The 16,909-nt window shown below is 73.6% G+C and carries 11 protein-coding genes; 8 read left to right on the plus strand and 3 right to left on the minus strand.

All coding sequences use genetic code 11. The features are described from left to right. Genes O7597_RS30395 through O7597_RS30405 form a run of 3 tightly spaced genes read left to right on the plus strand, consistent with a single transcriptional unit; the run spans window position 1 to window position 8,017 of the window. Window positions 1-3,171 carry an FtsX-like permease family protein gene (locus O7597_RS30395; protein ID WP_269742120.1) on the plus strand — a complete coding sequence of 1,057 codons (3,171 nt, stop codon included), beginning with the start codon at window positions 1-3 and terminating at the stop codon, window positions 3,169-3,171. After that, window positions 3,168-5,963: an FtsX-like permease family protein gene (locus O7597_RS30400; protein WP_269742121.1), complete on the plus strand. Its 2,796-nt coding sequence runs from the start codon at window positions 3,168-3,170 to the stop codon at window positions 5,961-5,963. Before O7597_RS30395 ends, O7597_RS30400 begins: the two co-directional genes overlap by 4 nt. Then, a complete protein-coding gene (locus tag O7597_RS30405; RefSeq protein ID WP_269742122.1) occupies window positions 5,960-8,017 on the plus strand; it encodes a SpoIIE family protein phosphatase in 2,058 nt (685 codons plus the stop codon). Before O7597_RS30400 ends, O7597_RS30405 begins: the two co-directional genes overlap by 4 nt. Window positions 8,018-8,074: 57 nt before the next feature. Here the strand turns inward: O7597_RS30405 and O7597_RS30410 are convergent, their stop codons facing one another. Then, on the minus strand, window positions 8,075-8,869 hold the full coding sequence (locus O7597_RS30410) for a hypothetical protein (protein WP_269742123.1): 795 nt from the start codon (window positions 8,867-8,869) through the stop codon (window positions 8,075-8,077). Between the two features lie 191 nt (window positions 8,870-9,060). Between O7597_RS30410 and O7597_RS30415 the strand changes: the two genes are divergently transcribed. The 4 genes from O7597_RS30415 to O7597_RS30430 all read left to right on the plus strand — a co-directional run bounded on the left by O7597_RS30415 (window position 9,061) and on the right by O7597_RS30430 (window position 14,278). After that, on the plus strand, window positions 9,061-12,123 hold the full coding sequence (locus O7597_RS30415) for a BTAD domain-containing putative transcriptional regulator (RefSeq protein ID WP_269742124.1): 3,063 nt from the start codon (window positions 9,061-9,063) through the stop codon (window positions 12,121-12,123). 77 nt (window positions 12,124-12,200) lie between these two features. Continuing rightward, window positions 12,201-12,755, plus strand: a complete 555-nt coding sequence (locus O7597_RS30420; RefSeq protein WP_269742125.1) for an RNA polymerase sigma factor — start codon at window positions 12,201-12,203, stop codon at window positions 12,753-12,755. Continuing rightward, window positions 12,752-13,819, plus strand: coding sequence for a hypothetical protein (locus O7597_RS30425; protein WP_269742126.1), 1,068 nt, complete (start codon window positions 12,752-12,754; stop codon window positions 13,817-13,819). Before O7597_RS30420 ends, O7597_RS30425 begins: the two co-directional genes overlap by 4 nt. Before the next feature lie 159 nt (window positions 13,820-13,978). Next, window positions 13,979-14,278 carry a putative quinol monooxygenase gene (locus O7597_RS30430; protein ID WP_269742127.1) on the plus strand — a complete coding sequence of 100 codons (300 nt, stop codon included), beginning with the start codon at window positions 13,979-13,981 and terminating at the stop codon, window positions 14,276-14,278. Between the two features lie 52 nt (window positions 14,279-14,330). Here the strand turns inward: O7597_RS30430 and O7597_RS30435 are convergent, their stop codons facing one another. Further along, complete coding sequence (locus tag O7597_RS30435; protein ID WP_269742128.1) at window positions 14,331-14,888, minus strand: dihydrofolate reductase family protein; 558 nt, start codon at window positions 14,886-14,888, stop codon at window positions 14,331-14,333. 32 nt (window positions 14,889-14,920) lie between these two features. Beyond that, on the minus strand, window positions 14,921-15,826 hold the full coding sequence (locus tag O7597_RS30440; RefSeq protein WP_281581501.1) for an oxidoreductase: 906 nt from the start codon (window positions 15,824-15,826) through the stop codon (window positions 14,921-14,923). Window positions 15,827-15,958: 132 nt separating this feature from the next. On the opposite strand from O7597_RS30440, the gene O7597_RS30445 reads away from it, so the two are divergent. Further along, window positions 15,959-16,885, plus strand: a complete 927-nt coding sequence (locus O7597_RS30445; protein ID WP_269742130.1) for a helix-turn-helix transcriptional regulator — start codon at window positions 15,959-15,961, stop codon at window positions 16,883-16,885. Window positions 16,886-16,909 lie beyond the last annotated feature (24 nt).

The following is a 16,909-nucleotide window of genomic DNA, read 5'->3' on the forward strand; positions in this document are numbered from 1 at the left end:
ATGCTGAGGCTGGTCATCCGGCGCGCCCGCGCGCAGTGGCCGTTGCTGGCGGCCCTCGTCGGCATCGTCACGGTCGGCGCGACCCTGCTGGGCACCTGCACCCTGCTGAGCACCCGCACCACCGAGCGGGCGCTGGAGGTCGCCATGGCCCGCGCCGCGCCGGCCGCCGTCGACGTGACCGTCTACACCGGCACCGTCGAGGGCCGGGACACCTGGTCCGTCGCCGCCGACACCCGTACCGCGGTGGCCGCCGCGCTCGCCCCGTTCCCGGTGACCACCACCACGCGGGCGTCGACGGTGCTGCGGGCGCTGCCGCCCACGCTCGCCCCCGGCACCACCGTCCCGGCGCAGGCGTACCTGTCGGGGCTGGACGACCTGCCGACCCGAGCCGAGTTGGTCACCGGGCGTTGGCCACGCGACCGTGGTGACGCCGTGCTGCTGGAGTCCACCGCCCAGCTGCTCGACCTCACCACCGGTCGGCGGGTGCGCCTCGGCGCCGAGCTGGCGCACGCGCCCGTCCCGGCCATCGACGTGACGGTCGTCGGTGTGGTCCGCCCGCTGCCGGGACGCGGCTGGGACCGCGACCCGCTGGCCGCGGCCGGTTCCGCCACCGGCCACCAGGACGGTCGCTTCCGGCAGCCGGTGAACGCCTACGGCCCGTTCCTCGTCGACCTCGCCGACCTGATCACCACGGGCGCCACCGTCGACCGGATGGAGGTCACCGCCCACCCGGACCTGTCCCAGGCCAACCGCCGCGATCTGGAGACCGTGGCCGGGTCCGTCCGCGGCGCCGACCGTCGGTTGGCCGCCGCCCTCGGCGACCGCGTCCGGCTCGCCCGGGTCGCCTCCGACCTGCCGCTGACCCTGCGGTCCGCCGACGACCAGCGGCACGTCACCGCCGCCGTCGTGCTCGCCGTCGCCGTCCTCGGCGGTGTCCTGACCGCGACGGCACTCGTCCTCGCCGGCCGACTGACCGCAGGCGTGCGCGCCGACGAGACCGCGCTGCGGTCCGCCCTCGGCACCAGTCGCCGCCAACTCGCCGCCACCGCGACGCTCGATGCCGTCGTCGTCGCCGCCGTCGCCGCCGCGCTCGCGATACCGGCCTCGTCGGCCGTACACGCCGGCCTGACCCACCTGCCGCCGCTGGACGGCGCCGGCCTGACCGCCCGGCCGGCCGTGACCGGTGTCCAGGTCCTCGCGGTGGCCGGCGGCGCGCTGGTCCTCGCCGCCGTCCTCACCGTGCTCGCGATCCGGCCCGGCCCGGCGCCCGACGCCCGACGCACCCGCCGCGACCTGCTGGCCCGGTCCGGCACCGACCTGCTGCTCGCGGTGTTCGCCGCCGCCGGCTGGTGGCAGCTGTACGCGCAACCCACCGCCGCGAGCCCGCGCGCCGACGTGGTCCGGGTACTCGCGCCGGCGCTGCTGCTCACCGCGGGCGCCGCGCTGGCGCTGCGGGTGGTGCTGCCCGCCCTGCGCGGCGTCGACCGGTTGGCGTACCGAGCCCGCGGGCTGGCGCTCCCGCTGGCGGTCGCCGAGGCCGCCCGCCGGCCCCAGGCGGTCGCCGCCGGGCTGCTCGTCGGGCTGGCCTGCGCGGCCGGCACCTTCGGCCTCGCCTTCGACACCACGTGGCAGCAGTCGCAGCGCGACCAGGCCGCGCTCTCCGTCGGCACCGACCTGGCCCTCGCCCTCAGCACGGCGCCGGCGCCCGGAGAGGGCGCGGTCGTCGGCGCGGTCACCGAGGGGACGGTGAGTCCGGCCCTCGACCGGGGTACCGCGGTCGGTCAGTGGCTCGGCACCGCCGGCGACGCGCCGCGCCTGGTCGCCGTCGACACCAGCCGCGCCGACGCGCTGCTGCGCGGGCGGCTCGACGGTGACCGCACCTGGCCGGACGTGGCAGCGTTGCTCGCCCCACCGACCCGCGTCACCGGCGTACCCGTTCCGGCCGGAGCCTCGCTCGTGCTGACCGGAACCGCGACCGGCGACACCAACCTCGCCGTGACGCCCCGGCTGCTGCTGCAGGACGCCACCGGCCTGCGCATACCCTGCACCGGTCCCGCCGTGCCACTCGACGGCCGGGCGCACCGGTTGCCCGCGTGCGCGACCGCCGACGGACTGCGCCTCGTCGCGGTGTCCCTGCCGGTCGAGGCCGGACCGGATGCCGGGTACGGGGTCGGTGGCCGCGCCGCCGTCGCCGTCACGCTCACCGTGCCGTCGGCCGGATCGACGGTGGGATCGGACTGGACCGCCATGTCGGTGTCGCCGGTGCCGAGCACGCTGCGCGACCCGACCGTCGGGCTCTCGGCCACGTCGACGGGGACGGCGCTGCGGATGGCGGCGACCGTCGACCTCGGCAGCGTCGCGTACGCCGCCCCCAACCTCGTCGCCACCGCCTTCCCGGCCCCCGGCCCGGTGCCCGTCGCCGTCTCCGCCCGCTTCGCCAGCGAGGTCGGTGCCGACATCGGCAGCCAGCTCAGCCTCACGGTCGGCACCACGGCCGTCCCGATCGTCGTCACCGACGTCGTGCCGACCGTGCCGTCCGCCCCCGGTGCCGTGGCCGTCCTGGCCGACCTGGACCTGCTGTCCCGCGCCCGCGCGGTCGCCGGCGATCTGACGTTCCCGGTCGACGCCTGGTGGGTCGGTGACCCGGCCGGACCCGGTGCCGCCGACCGGGCCGCCGCCCTGCACCTGGGCACCGTCGCGACCCGCGAGGCGGAGACCGCCCGGCTGACCGGTGGCCCGCTGCACGCCGGGCTGCCGGCCGCGCTGCGGCTCGTCGTGCCGGCCGCGGCCCTGCTGCTGCTCACCGGCGTCGTCCTGCACGTCACCTGCGACCTGCAGGCCCGCGCCGTGGAGGTGGCGCGGCTACGCGGCCTGGGGATGTCCCGACGCGGCATCCGGGCCGTGCTGCTGGGCCAGCACGTCGGCGTTCTGCTGCCCCTGCTCGCGGCGGGCGCGGCCGTCGGCGCGCTCGCCACCCGCGTCGTCGCTCCCCTGCTCGTACGCTCCGACTCCGGTGCCGCGCCCGTGCCGGCCGCCCAGCCACACTGGCCGTGGCCGGCCGAGGCCGCGCTGCTGGCCGTACTGCTGGTCGGATCCCTGCTGGCGGTCGCCGTGGTGGTGGTCGTCCAGGTCCGCCGAGCCGACGCCGCGCACCTGCGGGTGGTGCCGTGAACCGGTGGCTGACCCGCCGGTGGCCGGCGCCGCACTGGCCCAGCGTCCGCGGCCGGGGCCGTGCCGACGCCGGGCCGCTGCTGCTCACCGCCACCGTCGTCGCGGCCGTCGCGCTGCTCGCCGGGGCGGTGCCGGCGCTGCTCCGGATCGCCGCCGACGACGCCGTCCAGGACACGGTCCGCCGCGCCAGCCACGACTCGAACGTCCTCGTCCACGCCAACTGGGAACGCGACGACGGTCCGACCGGCGGGCGGATCCGGATGCCCCGCCTGGCCGACGACGTCGACAACTTCCGCGCCCGGGCCACGTACGCGCTCGGGACCGACCTGGACGCGGCGCTGCTTCCGCCCACCGCCGTTGTCACCAGCCAGAGCCTCACCATCACCGACGGCGACCAACCGCGTACCCTCCAGGTCACCTATCTGGCCGGTGACCTCGGCGGCCCGGACGTGACCTGGATCGCCGGCGGCGCGCCCGGCCCCGCCGCACCCGGACGGTCCGTCGAGATCCCCCACGACGGACCGCCCTGGCCGATACAGGTCGGCCTCTCCGAGGCGGACGCCGCCGCCCTGCACCTCGGCCCCGGCGATCGGATTCCGGTCCGGGACGGTCAGGGCCGCGACAAGGACGTCCGGATCAGCGGGATCTACCGACCCGTGGACAGCGCCGACCCCGCCTGGCGACTCGCCCCGGCCCTGCTGCGGCCGGTGCCCGGCGCCGATGGCGTGGGCACCACCCGGATCGCCGGACTGCTGTCGCGCGAGTCGCTGCCGGACGCCCGGCTCGCCTTCGACGAGGACCAGCTGCGGCGCACCGTCCACTTCGCCCCCGAGCCCGAGGCGCTCGCCTGGGACGCCACCGCGACGCTCGCCAGGCAGGTGGTCACGCTCAAGGCGACCTCCGGCTCGTCCGGCGTCCGCGACCAGTCCCTGAAATGGGAATCACGGCTCGACACCGTCCTGCGCGACGCCCGTAACCAGATCAGTGCCGCCTCGGCGCAGGCCGCCGTCCTGCTCGCCGGGCTCCTCACCGGCACGGTGCTGGTGCTGCTGCTCGCCGCCGATCTGCTGGTCCGCCGGCGTACCGCCGTGCTGAGCGCCGCCCGGCAGCGGGGGGCGGCGCTACCCGACCTCGGTGCCGAACTGCTCATCGAGTCCACCCTGGTGTCCCTGTCGGCCGCCGCCGTCGGGCTCGCGCTCGCCCGTGCGGTCGCGCCCGGCGTCTCCTGGACCTGGACCGTTCCCGTGGTGCTGGCCGGTGCTGTCGCCGGGCCGATCTTCGGCACCCTCGCCGCCGCCCGCGCCAGCCGCGACCGGCGCCAACCTGCCAACCGTGCCGCGCGCCGCCGGATCCTGGCCATCGGCCGGTTGCGCCGCGCCGCCGTGGAGGTCGCTGTGCTGACCGCCGCGGTCGCCGCCGTCGTCACCCTGCACCAGCGCGGGCTGCTGCCCGTCGTCGCCGACGGCGACACCGGTGAGCTGACCGGCGACCTGGTCCTACCGGTCAGCGCGGTCGCGCTGGGCGTGTTCGCCGGCACGCTCGTCCTGCTGCGGCTGCTGCCCGCCGGAGTGCGGCTCGCGCTCCGACTGGCCCTGCGCTCGCGCCGCCCGCTGGCCGTGTTCGGCGCCGCCCGGGCGGCCACCACGGCCGGACGCGCGCTGCCGTTGCTGGCACTCGTCAGCGCCACGGCGCTCGCGTCGTTCGCGCTCGTCGTCGGCACCACCGTCGCCCGTGGTCTGACCGACGGCGCGTGGAGCACCGTCGGCGCCGACGCCCGCCTCGACGTCGACACCGACGCCGCGGCCGCGACGCCCGCGCTCGCCGAGGGCATCGCCACCGCACCCGGGGTGGAGCAGGTCGTCGTCGCGCAGGTGACCGACTCGGCACCCGTCTTCACCGAATCCGCCCTGCTCACCCCACGCCTGGTCGTGGTGGACGCCGCCGCGTTCCAGCGCCTGCTGGCCACCACCCCGCTGCCCGACGCGCCGGCGCTGGCCCGGCTCACGGCATCCGGTCCCGGCCTCCTGGACGTCCCGGCTCTGGTTCGTTCGAGCAGCGGCGACCTGCGGACCGGGATGCGGCTGCGGCTGGCCCGGGACGACGCCCCGGCGGTCGGTCTCGCCGCGGTCGGCGCCGCTCCCGACGTCGGCGGCGCCGCCGACGTCGTCATCGTGGACGCCTCGGCTCTCGCCGACGCGGGGCTGCCCGCCGTGCCCAACACCGTCTGGGTGACCGGCCCCGGCGCGGCGCGGGCCGTGTCGAGCAGCGGCGTCTCCGCCGACGTGGTGCTCCGCACGGACGTGCTACGGGCGCAGCGGGTGGCTCCGCTGACCGCGGGGATCTCCCGGCTGGCGTGGACGGTCGCCGCGGTGCTGGTGGCGCTGGGGCTGCTCGGCCTCACGCTCGCCGCCGCCGCCGGTGCGTCGGAGCGGTGGCAGACCCTGACCCGACTGCGGACCCTCGGCCTGCGGCCACGCGACGCTCGCTGGGTCGCCGCGGGCGAACTGCTGCCGCCGGTCGTGGTCGCCGCGTGCTGCGGCCCGCCGCTCGGGGCCCTGCTCGCCCACCTGACCCTCGGCCCGCTCGAGCTACGGCTGCTCACCGGGCAGGCCGACGACCCGGCGGCGGTCCTGCCGTGGTGCCTGCTCGGCCTGGTGAGCGCGGCGCTGCTGGTGACGGCCGCCGTGGTCGTACCTGTCGAGTCGGCGCTGCGGCGACGCGACCGGCTGAGTGAGGTGCTCCGCGTCGGAGGGACCACGACATTAGGTGAAGGTGATGTCGGCAGGCGATGATGCCTCTGCGCGCGGCGATGGCGCGTGAGGGAGGTGGCGAGGTGGACGACTGGCTGCCTGACGCTCAGGTGCTCGCCATGCTGGACCTGGAACCGCAGGGCTGGATACTGGCCCGGGCGGTGCACGAGGGTCGCCTGATCGTTGATTTCGAACTTGCCTACATCAACGACGCGGGGTGCGGCCTGGTCGGACGGTCGCGCGCCGACTTGGTCGGGCGCCGCTACCGGCACCTGTGGCCGGAGACCGTGCACGACGGGACGCTCCCGTTCTACCGGTCGGTCGTGGAGACGGGGAAGCCGGCCCTACGCACGGTGTACTACGAGCGGCAGTCCATCACCGGACATTTCGAGTTCCGGGTGGGTCCGTACCGCGACGGGATCATGGTGCGGTGCGTGGACCTGCGTCAGGTGACGGTGTCTCCGCAGTCGGCCGGTGCGGTACGGCTGTACGACATGCTCGACACCGCGTTCGACGGGTTCACGGTGCTGCGCCCGGTGCGGGATGCCGGTGCGGAGATCGTGGACTTCGTCTGCGAGTACGTCAACCAGGTCGGGGCCAAGATGACCGGCCGCAGCGTCGAGGACGTGATCGGTCACCGACTCAGCGATGTCTCTGCCCACAGCTGGGACAACGGGCTGTTCGATCGCTACCGCACGGTGGCCGAGACCGGAGAGCCGTGGCGGCAGGAGTTGACCTATCCCGAGATCAACCAGGTGTGGGAGATCAAGGTGGGACGTACCAGCGGCGGGCATGTCGCGGTGTCGTTCCGGGAGATCACTGAGCAGGTCGACAAACAGCGACAGCTGGCCGAGAGCGTGGCCCGCGCCGAAAAGGCCGCCGCCCGCGCCCGCAGCCTGGAAAGCGTGACCGCGGCGCTGGTGGCGGCGAGCACGACAGAACAGGTGTACGCCGCCATCGGATCGGTGCTGCGACCCTCGGCAGGCGGACAGTCCCTGGCACTGCTCCTGCACCAGGAACGGTCCCTGCGCCTTGCTTACCACGCCGGGTACGAACCAGAGATCATCGCGCGGCTGCATGACCTGTCGATCGAGCATCCCTACCCGGCGGCGGCCGTCGCCCACACCGGACAGCCCCGTTACCTGACCTCACTGGCGCAGTTCCACGCCGCTCAGCCCGACCCGGAGACAGCGGTCCCGCCCGGGTCCCGCCAGGCGTGGGCCTTCCTTCCGCTGACCGTGGCCGGCGAGGTGCTGGGTGCGCTCGTCGTCGGCTATCGGGAACCGCGTGACTTCGATCCCGACACCAGGTCGACGCTGACGGCCCTGGCGGCGCTGGGAGCCCAGGCACTACAGCGGGCGATGCTGTTCGAAACCAGCGTGTCGATCGCCTCCGAGCTGCAGCACGCGCTGCTGCCGGCGGCGCTGCCGCAGACGGCGGGGCTGCGGCACGCGGCCCGGTACCTGCCGTGGACCCGCGGCGCCGAGGTGGGCGGCGACTGGTACGACATCATTCCCATCAGTGACGGCGTCGTCGCCGTCGTGATCGGCGATGTCGCTGGCCACAACACCGCCGCCGCAGCCACGATGGGTCAGGTCCGGGACGCCCTGCGCGCGTACGCCATCACCGGGCAGCGGCCGGCCGTGGTCATGAACAACGTCAACCACCTCGTCCGCGCGCTGCGGCTGAACACCATGGCCACCTGCTGCTACCTGCAACTGGACGTCGCCGAGGGGGCCGTCACCGCAGTGCTTGCCGGACATCCGGCCCCGATCCTGCGCGACGCACACGCCACCGGCCTGGTCCGCCTCGTCACGCACCCTGCCCTGGGCGTTTCGGACTCGGTCGTCTACCGCGAGGACCGCTTCGACTTCCCGCCCGCCGCCACCTTGGTGCTGTACACCGACGGACTCGTCGAGGACCGCAGCCATCCACTCGACCGGGGCTTGGCGGAGCTGTGCGCGGCAGTGCGCGGCGCGCCCCGCCTCGACCCGGCCGAGATCCTGGAGCACATTCTGGCCGGCGGCGTCGGTCCGTGGCCGCGGCGCGACGACATCGCCCTGCTCTGCCTCACCCGGGACCCGGTCGAGCGCTGACGAGGCGATCCAGGTGCCGGCGGCGGCCGAGGCACGGCCACCGCCGGCACCCGTCCGCTACCCGGTGTACTTGCCGTTACGGGTGTCACCCGAGGTGGCGTCGTAGATCACCTTGCGGTAGCGGTGCACCGAGCCCTTCTTCACCTTCTGCCAGTGCCACAACGGCACCGCGTAGTCGTGGTGCTTGTGGTACGAACCCGCCTTGTAGTAGATCCGGTGGCGGGCGTAGCCACCGCAGTTGGCCAGGTAGCTGTGGGAGTACCTGGCCATGCCGCCGAAGTCGGACGAGTAGTAGGTCCGGTGCGGATGCGACACCGAGTCCGGTTGGGGGTAACCGGGCAGCTCGGCCCAGTGGTAGGAGTTCCAGTACAGATCCCAGCAGCTCGACACCGCCGTCGTGGCCGCACCACCCGGTGACGGCACGACGAGGTCGTCCGCGGCCACCGGCGAGGCCACGATGGTCCGGTCACCCAGTTCCGGCGGGATCGGCGTGCCCGGCGGTGGCTCCGACAACAACTCGCGCGGCACCGGCGTGTCCTTCGGGGTGATGCTCAGGTACGCCGCCAGCATCGTCGTCGCGTCGTCGCGGACCAGCGGAGCGTTGCGGCCGATCTGGCCGTCCTCCCGCAGTCCCCAGTCACCGGACTCCTCGTCCTGGGAGAACGTGACCCGTACCCCGTTGCGGTAGGTCAGCCGGGCCACCTCGACCTCCCGGTCCACCGGCTCCTCGGCGTGCGCCCCCGGTTTCGGGTCAGCGGCGGCAGCCGGCGCGGCCGGAGCGGTCACCGCCACCACGGTCGGCAGGACGACCAGCACGGCGAGCACCGCACGGCCCGACAGCGAACTCCTCATGGCACCTCCTCGTTCTGCGTTGATCGGTACGCGGACCGGACGGCCCGCTGCGGCACCCATGGTCGGAGGCGGGGTTCACAGCGCCGTCAAGGTGACGTCAATCGGTGCTGTCGCAACGGCGACGCTGACGTACCCACCGTGCCCCGGCAGGCGCCAAATGGAGGTGGACCAGTCTCACCGGAAGGCGTCGGATGAGCAGACAAGGTCGGCTGCAGCAGCACAGGTGCACCCTCGTCGTGGCCGCCGCCGGCTACGGCAAGACCAGCTCGATCCGGGCGCGGCTGCGCGGCCGGACGGTGCACTGGTTCGACGGTGCGGACGCCGGCCCGCTGGTCACCGGTTGCCCCCAGCGGCTCGCCGACCTCGGTGCCCGGTGTGCGGAAGACCCGTCCGGTCGTGATCCGGTCTGGCTTGTCCTCGACGACGTGCCTCAGCTGTCCCACCGGCAGCTACGCGCTCTCGTGGACACCGTGGACGTGCTGCCGGACCGACTCCGAGTCGCGGTGCTGACCCGCCATCCCCCGGCGATGCTCCGGCGCCCGACGGGGATGCCGGCCGAACTCGGCCCGGCCGACCTGGCGCTCACCGCCGAACAGGTGGCGGCCGTCCTCGTCGCCGACCACGGCACGGCCGACCCGACGCTCGCGGCACGGGTGCACGCCGCCACCGCCGGCTGGCCGGTGCTGGTCGCGCTGGCGGGCGAGTCGGCCGGCGTCAGCGGCGTCGACCTCGACGATCTGGCCGGGCCGGGTACGGCGCTGGAGTCCTACCTGTTGCGGGAGGTGCTCGCTGGCCTGCCGGCCGAGGCTGACCGGCTGCTGCGGGACGCCGCTCACCTGGACCCTGTCCTACCCGACCTGTGTCGACACCTCGGGCACCGGCGGGCCTGCCATCTGCTGACCTGGCTGACCCGCGCCGGCATCGTCGCGCCGACGGCCGTCGGCGGCCAGGAATACCGGGTGGTCCCGGTCGTCGCCGACGTCGTCCGACGCTGTCTGCCGCTGACCGTAGCGCGGCGCACCCGACTGTACGCGTGTTCGGCGACGTGGTACGCCGACAGTGGACACCTCGTGCCGGCACTGCGGTCGTCCGGTCGCTGTGGTGCCGTCGAGGCCACCGTTCGGCTGCTCGCCGAGCACGGCGCGACGATGCTCGCCTCGGGCGGGGCCGCGACGATCGCCGAAGCCTGCCGGTCACTGCCCGGGCGGGCGCTCACGCCGTCGCTGCGGCTGCTGCATGGCGAGGCCCTGCAGATCCAGGGCGACTTCGACGCCGCTCTCGCCGCGTACGACACGCTCGCGGCGGGACAGTCATCGCTGATCGCGGCACTCGCCTGGCGGTACGCGCTCGTTCACTACCTGCGCGGCGAGCCGGGCCGCGCCCTCGACATCTTCCGGCGCGGCCGACTCGATCCGCTCCCGACCACCGACAACGTACGCCTGCTCGCCTGGACCGCGGCGGCGTACTGGACGACCGGAGATGCCGCCGCCTGCCGGGATCACGCCCGTCGGGCCCTGACCGCGGCGGTCGCGGTCGGTGCCGACGACGCGCTCGCCGCCGCGCACGCGGCGCTGGCGTTGGCGGCGAAGCTGAGCGGAGACCGCTGCGCCGCGGACGAGCACCACGAGAAGGCGCTGCGGTCCGCCGAGGCGGCCCGCGACACCGTGCAGGTGACCCGGATCCGCGCCAATCGCGCTTCGGCGCTCGTGGGCGAGAGCCGCTACGCCGAGGCACTGGCCCAGCTGCGACCGGCGGTGGAACTGGCCGAGTCCAACGGTTACGCGGCGATGCTCGCACTGGCCCTGTGCAACGAGGGCACCGCGTACTTCCATCTCGGACAACTGGCACAGGCTCTCGCCTGCTACGAGCGGGCCGTGCCGATCCTGCAGCGGATGGGGTCGCACAAGGTCGCGTACGCCCTGGTGGGAATCGGTGAGATCCACGCCCTGCGGGGACGCGGGAGCCTGGCGCGAGCGGCCTTCGAGGAGGCGCTGCGGGCCAGCGAGCCGGTCGACGATCACCAGGCTCTGGTGCCGGCCTTCGCCGGGCTCGCCCGGGTCCTGGCCGCCGAGGACGGCGCCACGGCGATCACCATGGCGCAACGGGCGGTGGCCCTGGAACGCGGACCGGATTCCGCCGCCGCCCGGCTGGCCCTCGGCTGGGTGGCACTGGAGACGGGCGACCGGGATCGGGCGGTCACGGTCGCGTCGACAGCCGCCGAGGCGGCCCGTCGGCACCGTGACCATGCCGCGTTGGCCGAGGCATTGGAGCTTCGCGGTGCCGCCACCGTCGATCTCGACGATACGCGCCGGGCGTGGCGGGAGGCGGCGGTGATCCTGCGAGACATCCAGGCGCAGGTGGCGGCGGACCGGCTGGCGGTGCTGCTCGGTCGGCTGCCCAGCACGGGTCCGCAGGAGCGTGCCGCCGGTCACCTGGCCGCCGCGCGGCTGGCGGCGGTCGGCGTGCCGCAGCCGGGCATCGCCAGCCGGTGCCATGGCATCCGGGTCCGCATCCGCACCCTCGGCGGATTCGAGCTGTGGGTGAACGGGGAGCCGGTGCCGGCCACGGCGTGGCAGTCGCGTAAGGCGCAGGACCTGCTGCGGATCCTCGCCGCTCGACGCGGCCGACCGGTGCCGCGCGAGCAACTCGGCGAGTTGCTCTGGCCCGACCAGGATCCGGGCCGGGTCAGCCACCGGCTGTCCGTGGCCCTGTCCACCCTCCGCTCGGTGCTCGATCCCGACCGTCGCGCCCCGACGGACCATTTCGTCGTCGCGGCGCACGCCAGCCTGACCCTCGATCTCGATCACGTGGAACTCGACATCGAGCAGTTCGTGACCGATGCCGCGCACGGCCTCCGACTCGCCGAACAGGGAGCGGTCGAGGACGCCCGCACCGTGCTGCTGCTCGCCGAGCAGCTCTACCGGGGTGATTTCCTGGAGGACACCGCCTACGAGGACTGGGCGACGCCGACCCGGGACGAGGCGCGTCGCGTCTACCTCAGGGTGGTGCGCACGCTGGCGTCGCTGGCGCGACAGCGGTGTCAGCTCGACGAGACCGTGCGGCTGCTCAGCCGTGCCCTGGAGGTGGAGCCCCATGACGAGCGGGTGCACGGTGAGTTCGTCGGTACGTTGGTGGCAGCAGGTCGGCACGGTGAGGCCGACCAGGCGTACCGGCGCTACGCCGACGCGATGTCCGCCATCGGGGTGCGCCCGCGCCCTCGGGGCCAGTTGGGCGGCGTGCCGATGCGCCCGTGACACCGAGGTCACAGCGGTCCGCATGACCGACGACATCGTGGTGTCACGATGAGCCTGGTGCCGGACATACAGAGAACGTGAGCTCTGAGGACCGGTTCCGGCGCGTCTACGCCGGCAACTTCGAAGCGCTTCTCGCGTACGCCGCACGTCGGGTCCAGCAGCCGGCGGACGCCGCCGACGTGGTCGCGGAGACCTTCCTGGTGGCGTGGCGGCGCAGCGCCGACCTGCCCCACGACGACGAGGTCCGGCTGTGGTTGTACGGAGTGGCCCGCCGGGTGTTGGCGAACCACCACCGCAGCGGGATCCGCCGGGAGCGGTTGGGTGAGCGGCTCCGGCAGTGCCTGGCCGCGTTCGCCACAGCCGATCCCGGCGACGAGGTGCCGCAGCGACTCGCGGTGCGGGCCGCGCTGAGTCGACTGAACGACACGGACCGGGAGATGTTGCTGCTCGTCGCCTGGGAGGGCCTGCGGCCCCGGGAGGCGGCGAAGGTGGTCGGGGTGAGCGCGACCGCAGCCCGGACCCGACTGTCGCGGGCGCGGGCCCGGCTGCGCGAACTCGTCGGTGACGACCCTGACGCGCCCGGACATGTACTCGATGTCCTGGCCGTACCCGTCCCGGAGGAGGGCAGATGACCGACGAACACCTCGACCGCCTGGTCCGCGACGTCGACCCCTATCGACCTGAGATCATCCAGCGCCTCGCCGGGGCGGATGAGCATCTCCTGGAGGAGATCATGTCCACCCCGAAACCCGACACGGTGCCGGTGAGACCGCCACGCCGTACCCTCGTCCGTCGACTCGCCGGCCCCGCGGCCGCCGCGGCGACCGTGGCCGGCATCATCGTCGCCTCGGCGGTCTGGTCCACACCGCCCGACGATCGGTACGCCGGACCGACCGGCCTGCCCGACGTGGGCGCGGCCGCGATCAGCGGGCGGGAACTCGACCTGAAGGCCGCGCACCAGCACCCGCGTCTGCTGATCGACGAGCCGGGCTGGAACGCCACGAGCGTCTACGGGTTCGCCGAGGAGAGCGGCACCATCGAGTTTCGCAACGGCGACCGCAGCCTGGAGATGAACTGGTACCCGGACGAGCAGTACCAGGACTACTACGACGACCGGCTGCAGGTCAGCAGACCGGAGGCGACCACCGTGGCGGACCGACCGGCGAACGTCTTCACCTACCGCGAGAACGACATGTCGGCCATGCTCGAACCGCGGGACGGCACGTTCGTCGAGGTGCGCACCGGGGGCAACTGGACGCGGGCCAGCTTCGACGGGGTCCTCACCCACGTGATCAAGGTGGATGCCGAGTCGTTCCTCGAGGCGCTGCCGCCGGAGATCGTCACGCCCGGCGACGTCCGGGAGGAAGCCGCCAGGATTCTCGCCGACCTGCCGTCCCCGCCGGGCTTCGACGTGTCGGTACTGGACAACGCCGGGGCCAACGATCCGTACCAGTTCGGCGCCGCGGTGGCCGGCAGGGTCACCTGCGACTGGATCGCCGAGTGGATCCGGGCCGACTCGGCCGGCGACACCCAGGCGGTCGAGCAGGCGGCGGCCGCGTTGCGCAGCAGCCACCGGTGGAAGGTGCTGCACGACATGAACGACGAGGGCGACTACCCGGAGGTCGTCTGGGAGATCGCCGACCAGGTCGCCGACGGCGATGTTCCCAGTGGGTACCAGGAGGGCCTGGGCTGCTGACCCGGGGGGCACCGGCCGGTGGCGCGGCCTCCGGCCGGTGCCACACCGACCAGACGCCACGACAGCACCAGCCCCCACCCGACGACCACGAACACGTAATCTCCGAGGGTCGATCGCGCTCACACGTGAACGCGGCCCCTCGACCGACAGGGAGCGGTTGTGCCGTACGGATACATCGCATCGATGAAGTGCACGCCGGGCCACCGCGACGAGGTGGTGGACATCCTGCTACGCGGCGTCGAGGGGCTGCGACCGATCGGCTGCCAGTTGTACGTCGTGAGCGTCTCGGACACCGATGACGTCACGATCTGGGTGAGCGAGGTGTGGGAGAGCAAGGAGCAGCACGACGCGTCCCTCCAGCTTCCCGAGACCAGGGCTGCGATCGACAAAGCCATGCCCATGCTCACCGGCGAGTTCACCGGGCAGGAGGTCACCGTCGTGGGCGGTCTCGGCCTGTGACAGGAGGAGGCCGGGTTGCCCGGTGAGCCGGCCGGCGACGGAGTGCTGTGGTTCAGCGTGCGCGGCGGTAGTGCATGGCCACCGCACCGTTGCGCATCGGCTGCGCGGAGAGCAGTTGGAGGCGACGCGTGCCGGGCAGCCCGCCCTGGTACAGCGTCGGGCCGTGCCCGACGATCATGGGCTGGACGAGCAGTCGGTACTCGTCGATCAGGTCCAGCCGGTCGAGTTCGGTCGCGAGTTTGCCACTTCCGAGCAGGACCCCGTTCGGGGTCGCGTCCTTGAGCTTCCGCACGCCCTCACCCAGATCACCGGCGATGTGGTGGCTGTTCGCCCACGGGAAGTCCTGACGCGTCGACGAAACCACGTACTTCGGCTTGGCCTCCAGCTTGACCGCCCACTCTCGGATGGCCGGCGGCGCCTCCTCGTCGCCGCGGGCGATGGCCGGCCAGGAGCCCTCCATCAGCTCGTAGGTGACGCGACCCCACAGCATCGCCCCGCTCTCGTCCATCAGCCGGGTGAAGAAGGCGTGCGTCTCGTCGTCGGCGATGCCCTCCTGATGGTCGACGCAACCATCCAGGGTCACATTGAGGCTGAAGGTGAGAAGTCCCATGACCGGCGACTCTAACGCCCACCACCGCGTCGTCAGCGGTAGGTGACCCCGGTCAGGTCCTCGGCGGCCGCCCACAGCCGCTTGCCGACGGCCGGGTCGGCGGCCTCCCGGCTGAGTCGGGCCTCGGTGACCCGGCCCCGCGTCTCCCAGAGCCCGGACGGGCCGAAGAACTGGCCGCCGCGTACACCGGGCTCGGTCGCGGCGCGCAACTGCGGCAGCGCGCCGCGCTGCACCGGCTGGGTTGCCAACAGCCCGCCCCAGGCGATCATCCGCCCGAACCGGCCACGGTGCTCCCAGGCACGCGGAGTCAGGTTGGTGCGGGTCAGACCGGGGTGGGCCAGCGCGCTGACGATCGGCGCTCCGACGGCGCGCAGGCGGCGGTCCAGTTCGACGCCGAAGATCGTGGTGGCGAGCTTGGACCGGCCGTAGGCGGTGGCTGCCCGGTAATCGCGTTCGAACATCAGGTCAGCGAAGTCCAGGTGCGCGTTCTTGTGGGTGATGGAGCTGAGACTGACCACGCGGGCTGCCCGCGCCGCGGCCAGGTTGCCGAGCAGCAGACCGGTCAGCGCGAAGTGGCCCAGCATGTTGGTGGCGAGGTGCAGCTCGAATCCGTCGGCGGAGGTGCGGCGCGGACCGAGCAGCACCACTCCGGCGTTGTTGACCAGCAGGTCGATCGCCGGGTGGTCGCCGGCCAGCTTCGCCGCGAAGGCTCGCACGGAGGCGAGGCAGGCCAGGTCCAGCTCGCGGACCTCGACGTCGCCGCCGATCCGGCGGGCGGCCTCCTCGCCGGCGCGGGTGTTGCGTACGGCGAGCACGACGTGGGCGCCGTGACGGGCCAGTTCGGTGGCGGTGACCAGGCCGAGACCCGAGTTCGCGCCGGTCACGACGGCGACCCGACCGTGCTGGTCGGGGATGCGGTCGGTGCTCCATCCGGTCATCTGCTGCTCCTGGCGGTGTCGGCGCGCTGGGGCCATCGACGTTAGGAGCGATCCGGGACGGTTCGATCGTTCTCGGTTGCCTGGGTCTGCCGGACCTACCTTCGGCGGTCCGGGCCACGGCACACTTGCGGCATGACAGGTCCCCGTCCGTACGCTCGGGAGCTCGGCGACTTCCTACGCGCTCGGCGTGGCCGGCTGCGTCCACACGACGTCGGCCTGGAGCCGGGCAGCCGGCGCAAGGTCACCGGGCTGCGGCGCGAGGAGCTGGCCCTGCTGGCCGGGCTGAGCACCGACTACTACCAGCGGATCGAGCAAGGCCGGGAGGTACACCCGTCCGACGACGTCCTGGACGCCCTCGCCGGCGCGCTCAGTCTCGACCACGAGGAACGCCGGCACCTGTTCACCCTGGCCCACGCCGCCCGCCGACCCACGCCCGCCCGCGTGCACCGCGATCCGGAGCGGGTACCGGAGGGCACCCGACGCCTGCTGCGGGTGATGGACACCCCTGCGGTCATCCTCGGCCGGCATCTCGACCTGCTCGACTGGAACCCGATGGCGCAGGCGCTCCTCGGCGACCCGGACGCCTACCCGGCCGACCGGCTCAACATGCTCCTGCTGCTGTTCGACGACACGCTGACCGGCGAGCGCAGCTGCCCGGACTGGGAGCGGCAGGCGCTGGACTACATCGGCATGATGCGTACCGCCGTCGCCACCGACCCCAGCCACCCACGCGCCACCGCGATCGTCGGCGAACTGAGCATCCGCAGCGCCGAGTTCCGGCGGCTGTGGGCGCAGCACGACGTACGCGAGTCGGTGAGCGGCAGCAAGACCTTCCGGATTCCCGAGGTGGGCGACATCGTCCTGGACTGGGACACCTATCCCCTACCGGGAAACCCCGGCCCCGTCATGCTCGTCTTCACCGCCGAGCCCGGCAGCGCCGACGCGGACCGGTTACACCTCCTGGCATCGTTGTACGCGACCCGCTCAGCGCCCACCGACACCCACCCCTGCGGAACGGACAGGCACGCTGCCGGCCCCACTCTCAACGCGACGGCCTAGCCCTGCCCGTACGACGAACCACCA

This window comes from Verrucosispora sp. WMMC514 (genome assembly GCF_027497295.1).
In the GTDB taxonomy this organism is placed as follows: Bacteria; Actinomycetota; Actinomycetes; order Mycobacteriales; family Micromonosporaceae; genus Micromonospora; species Micromonospora palythoicola.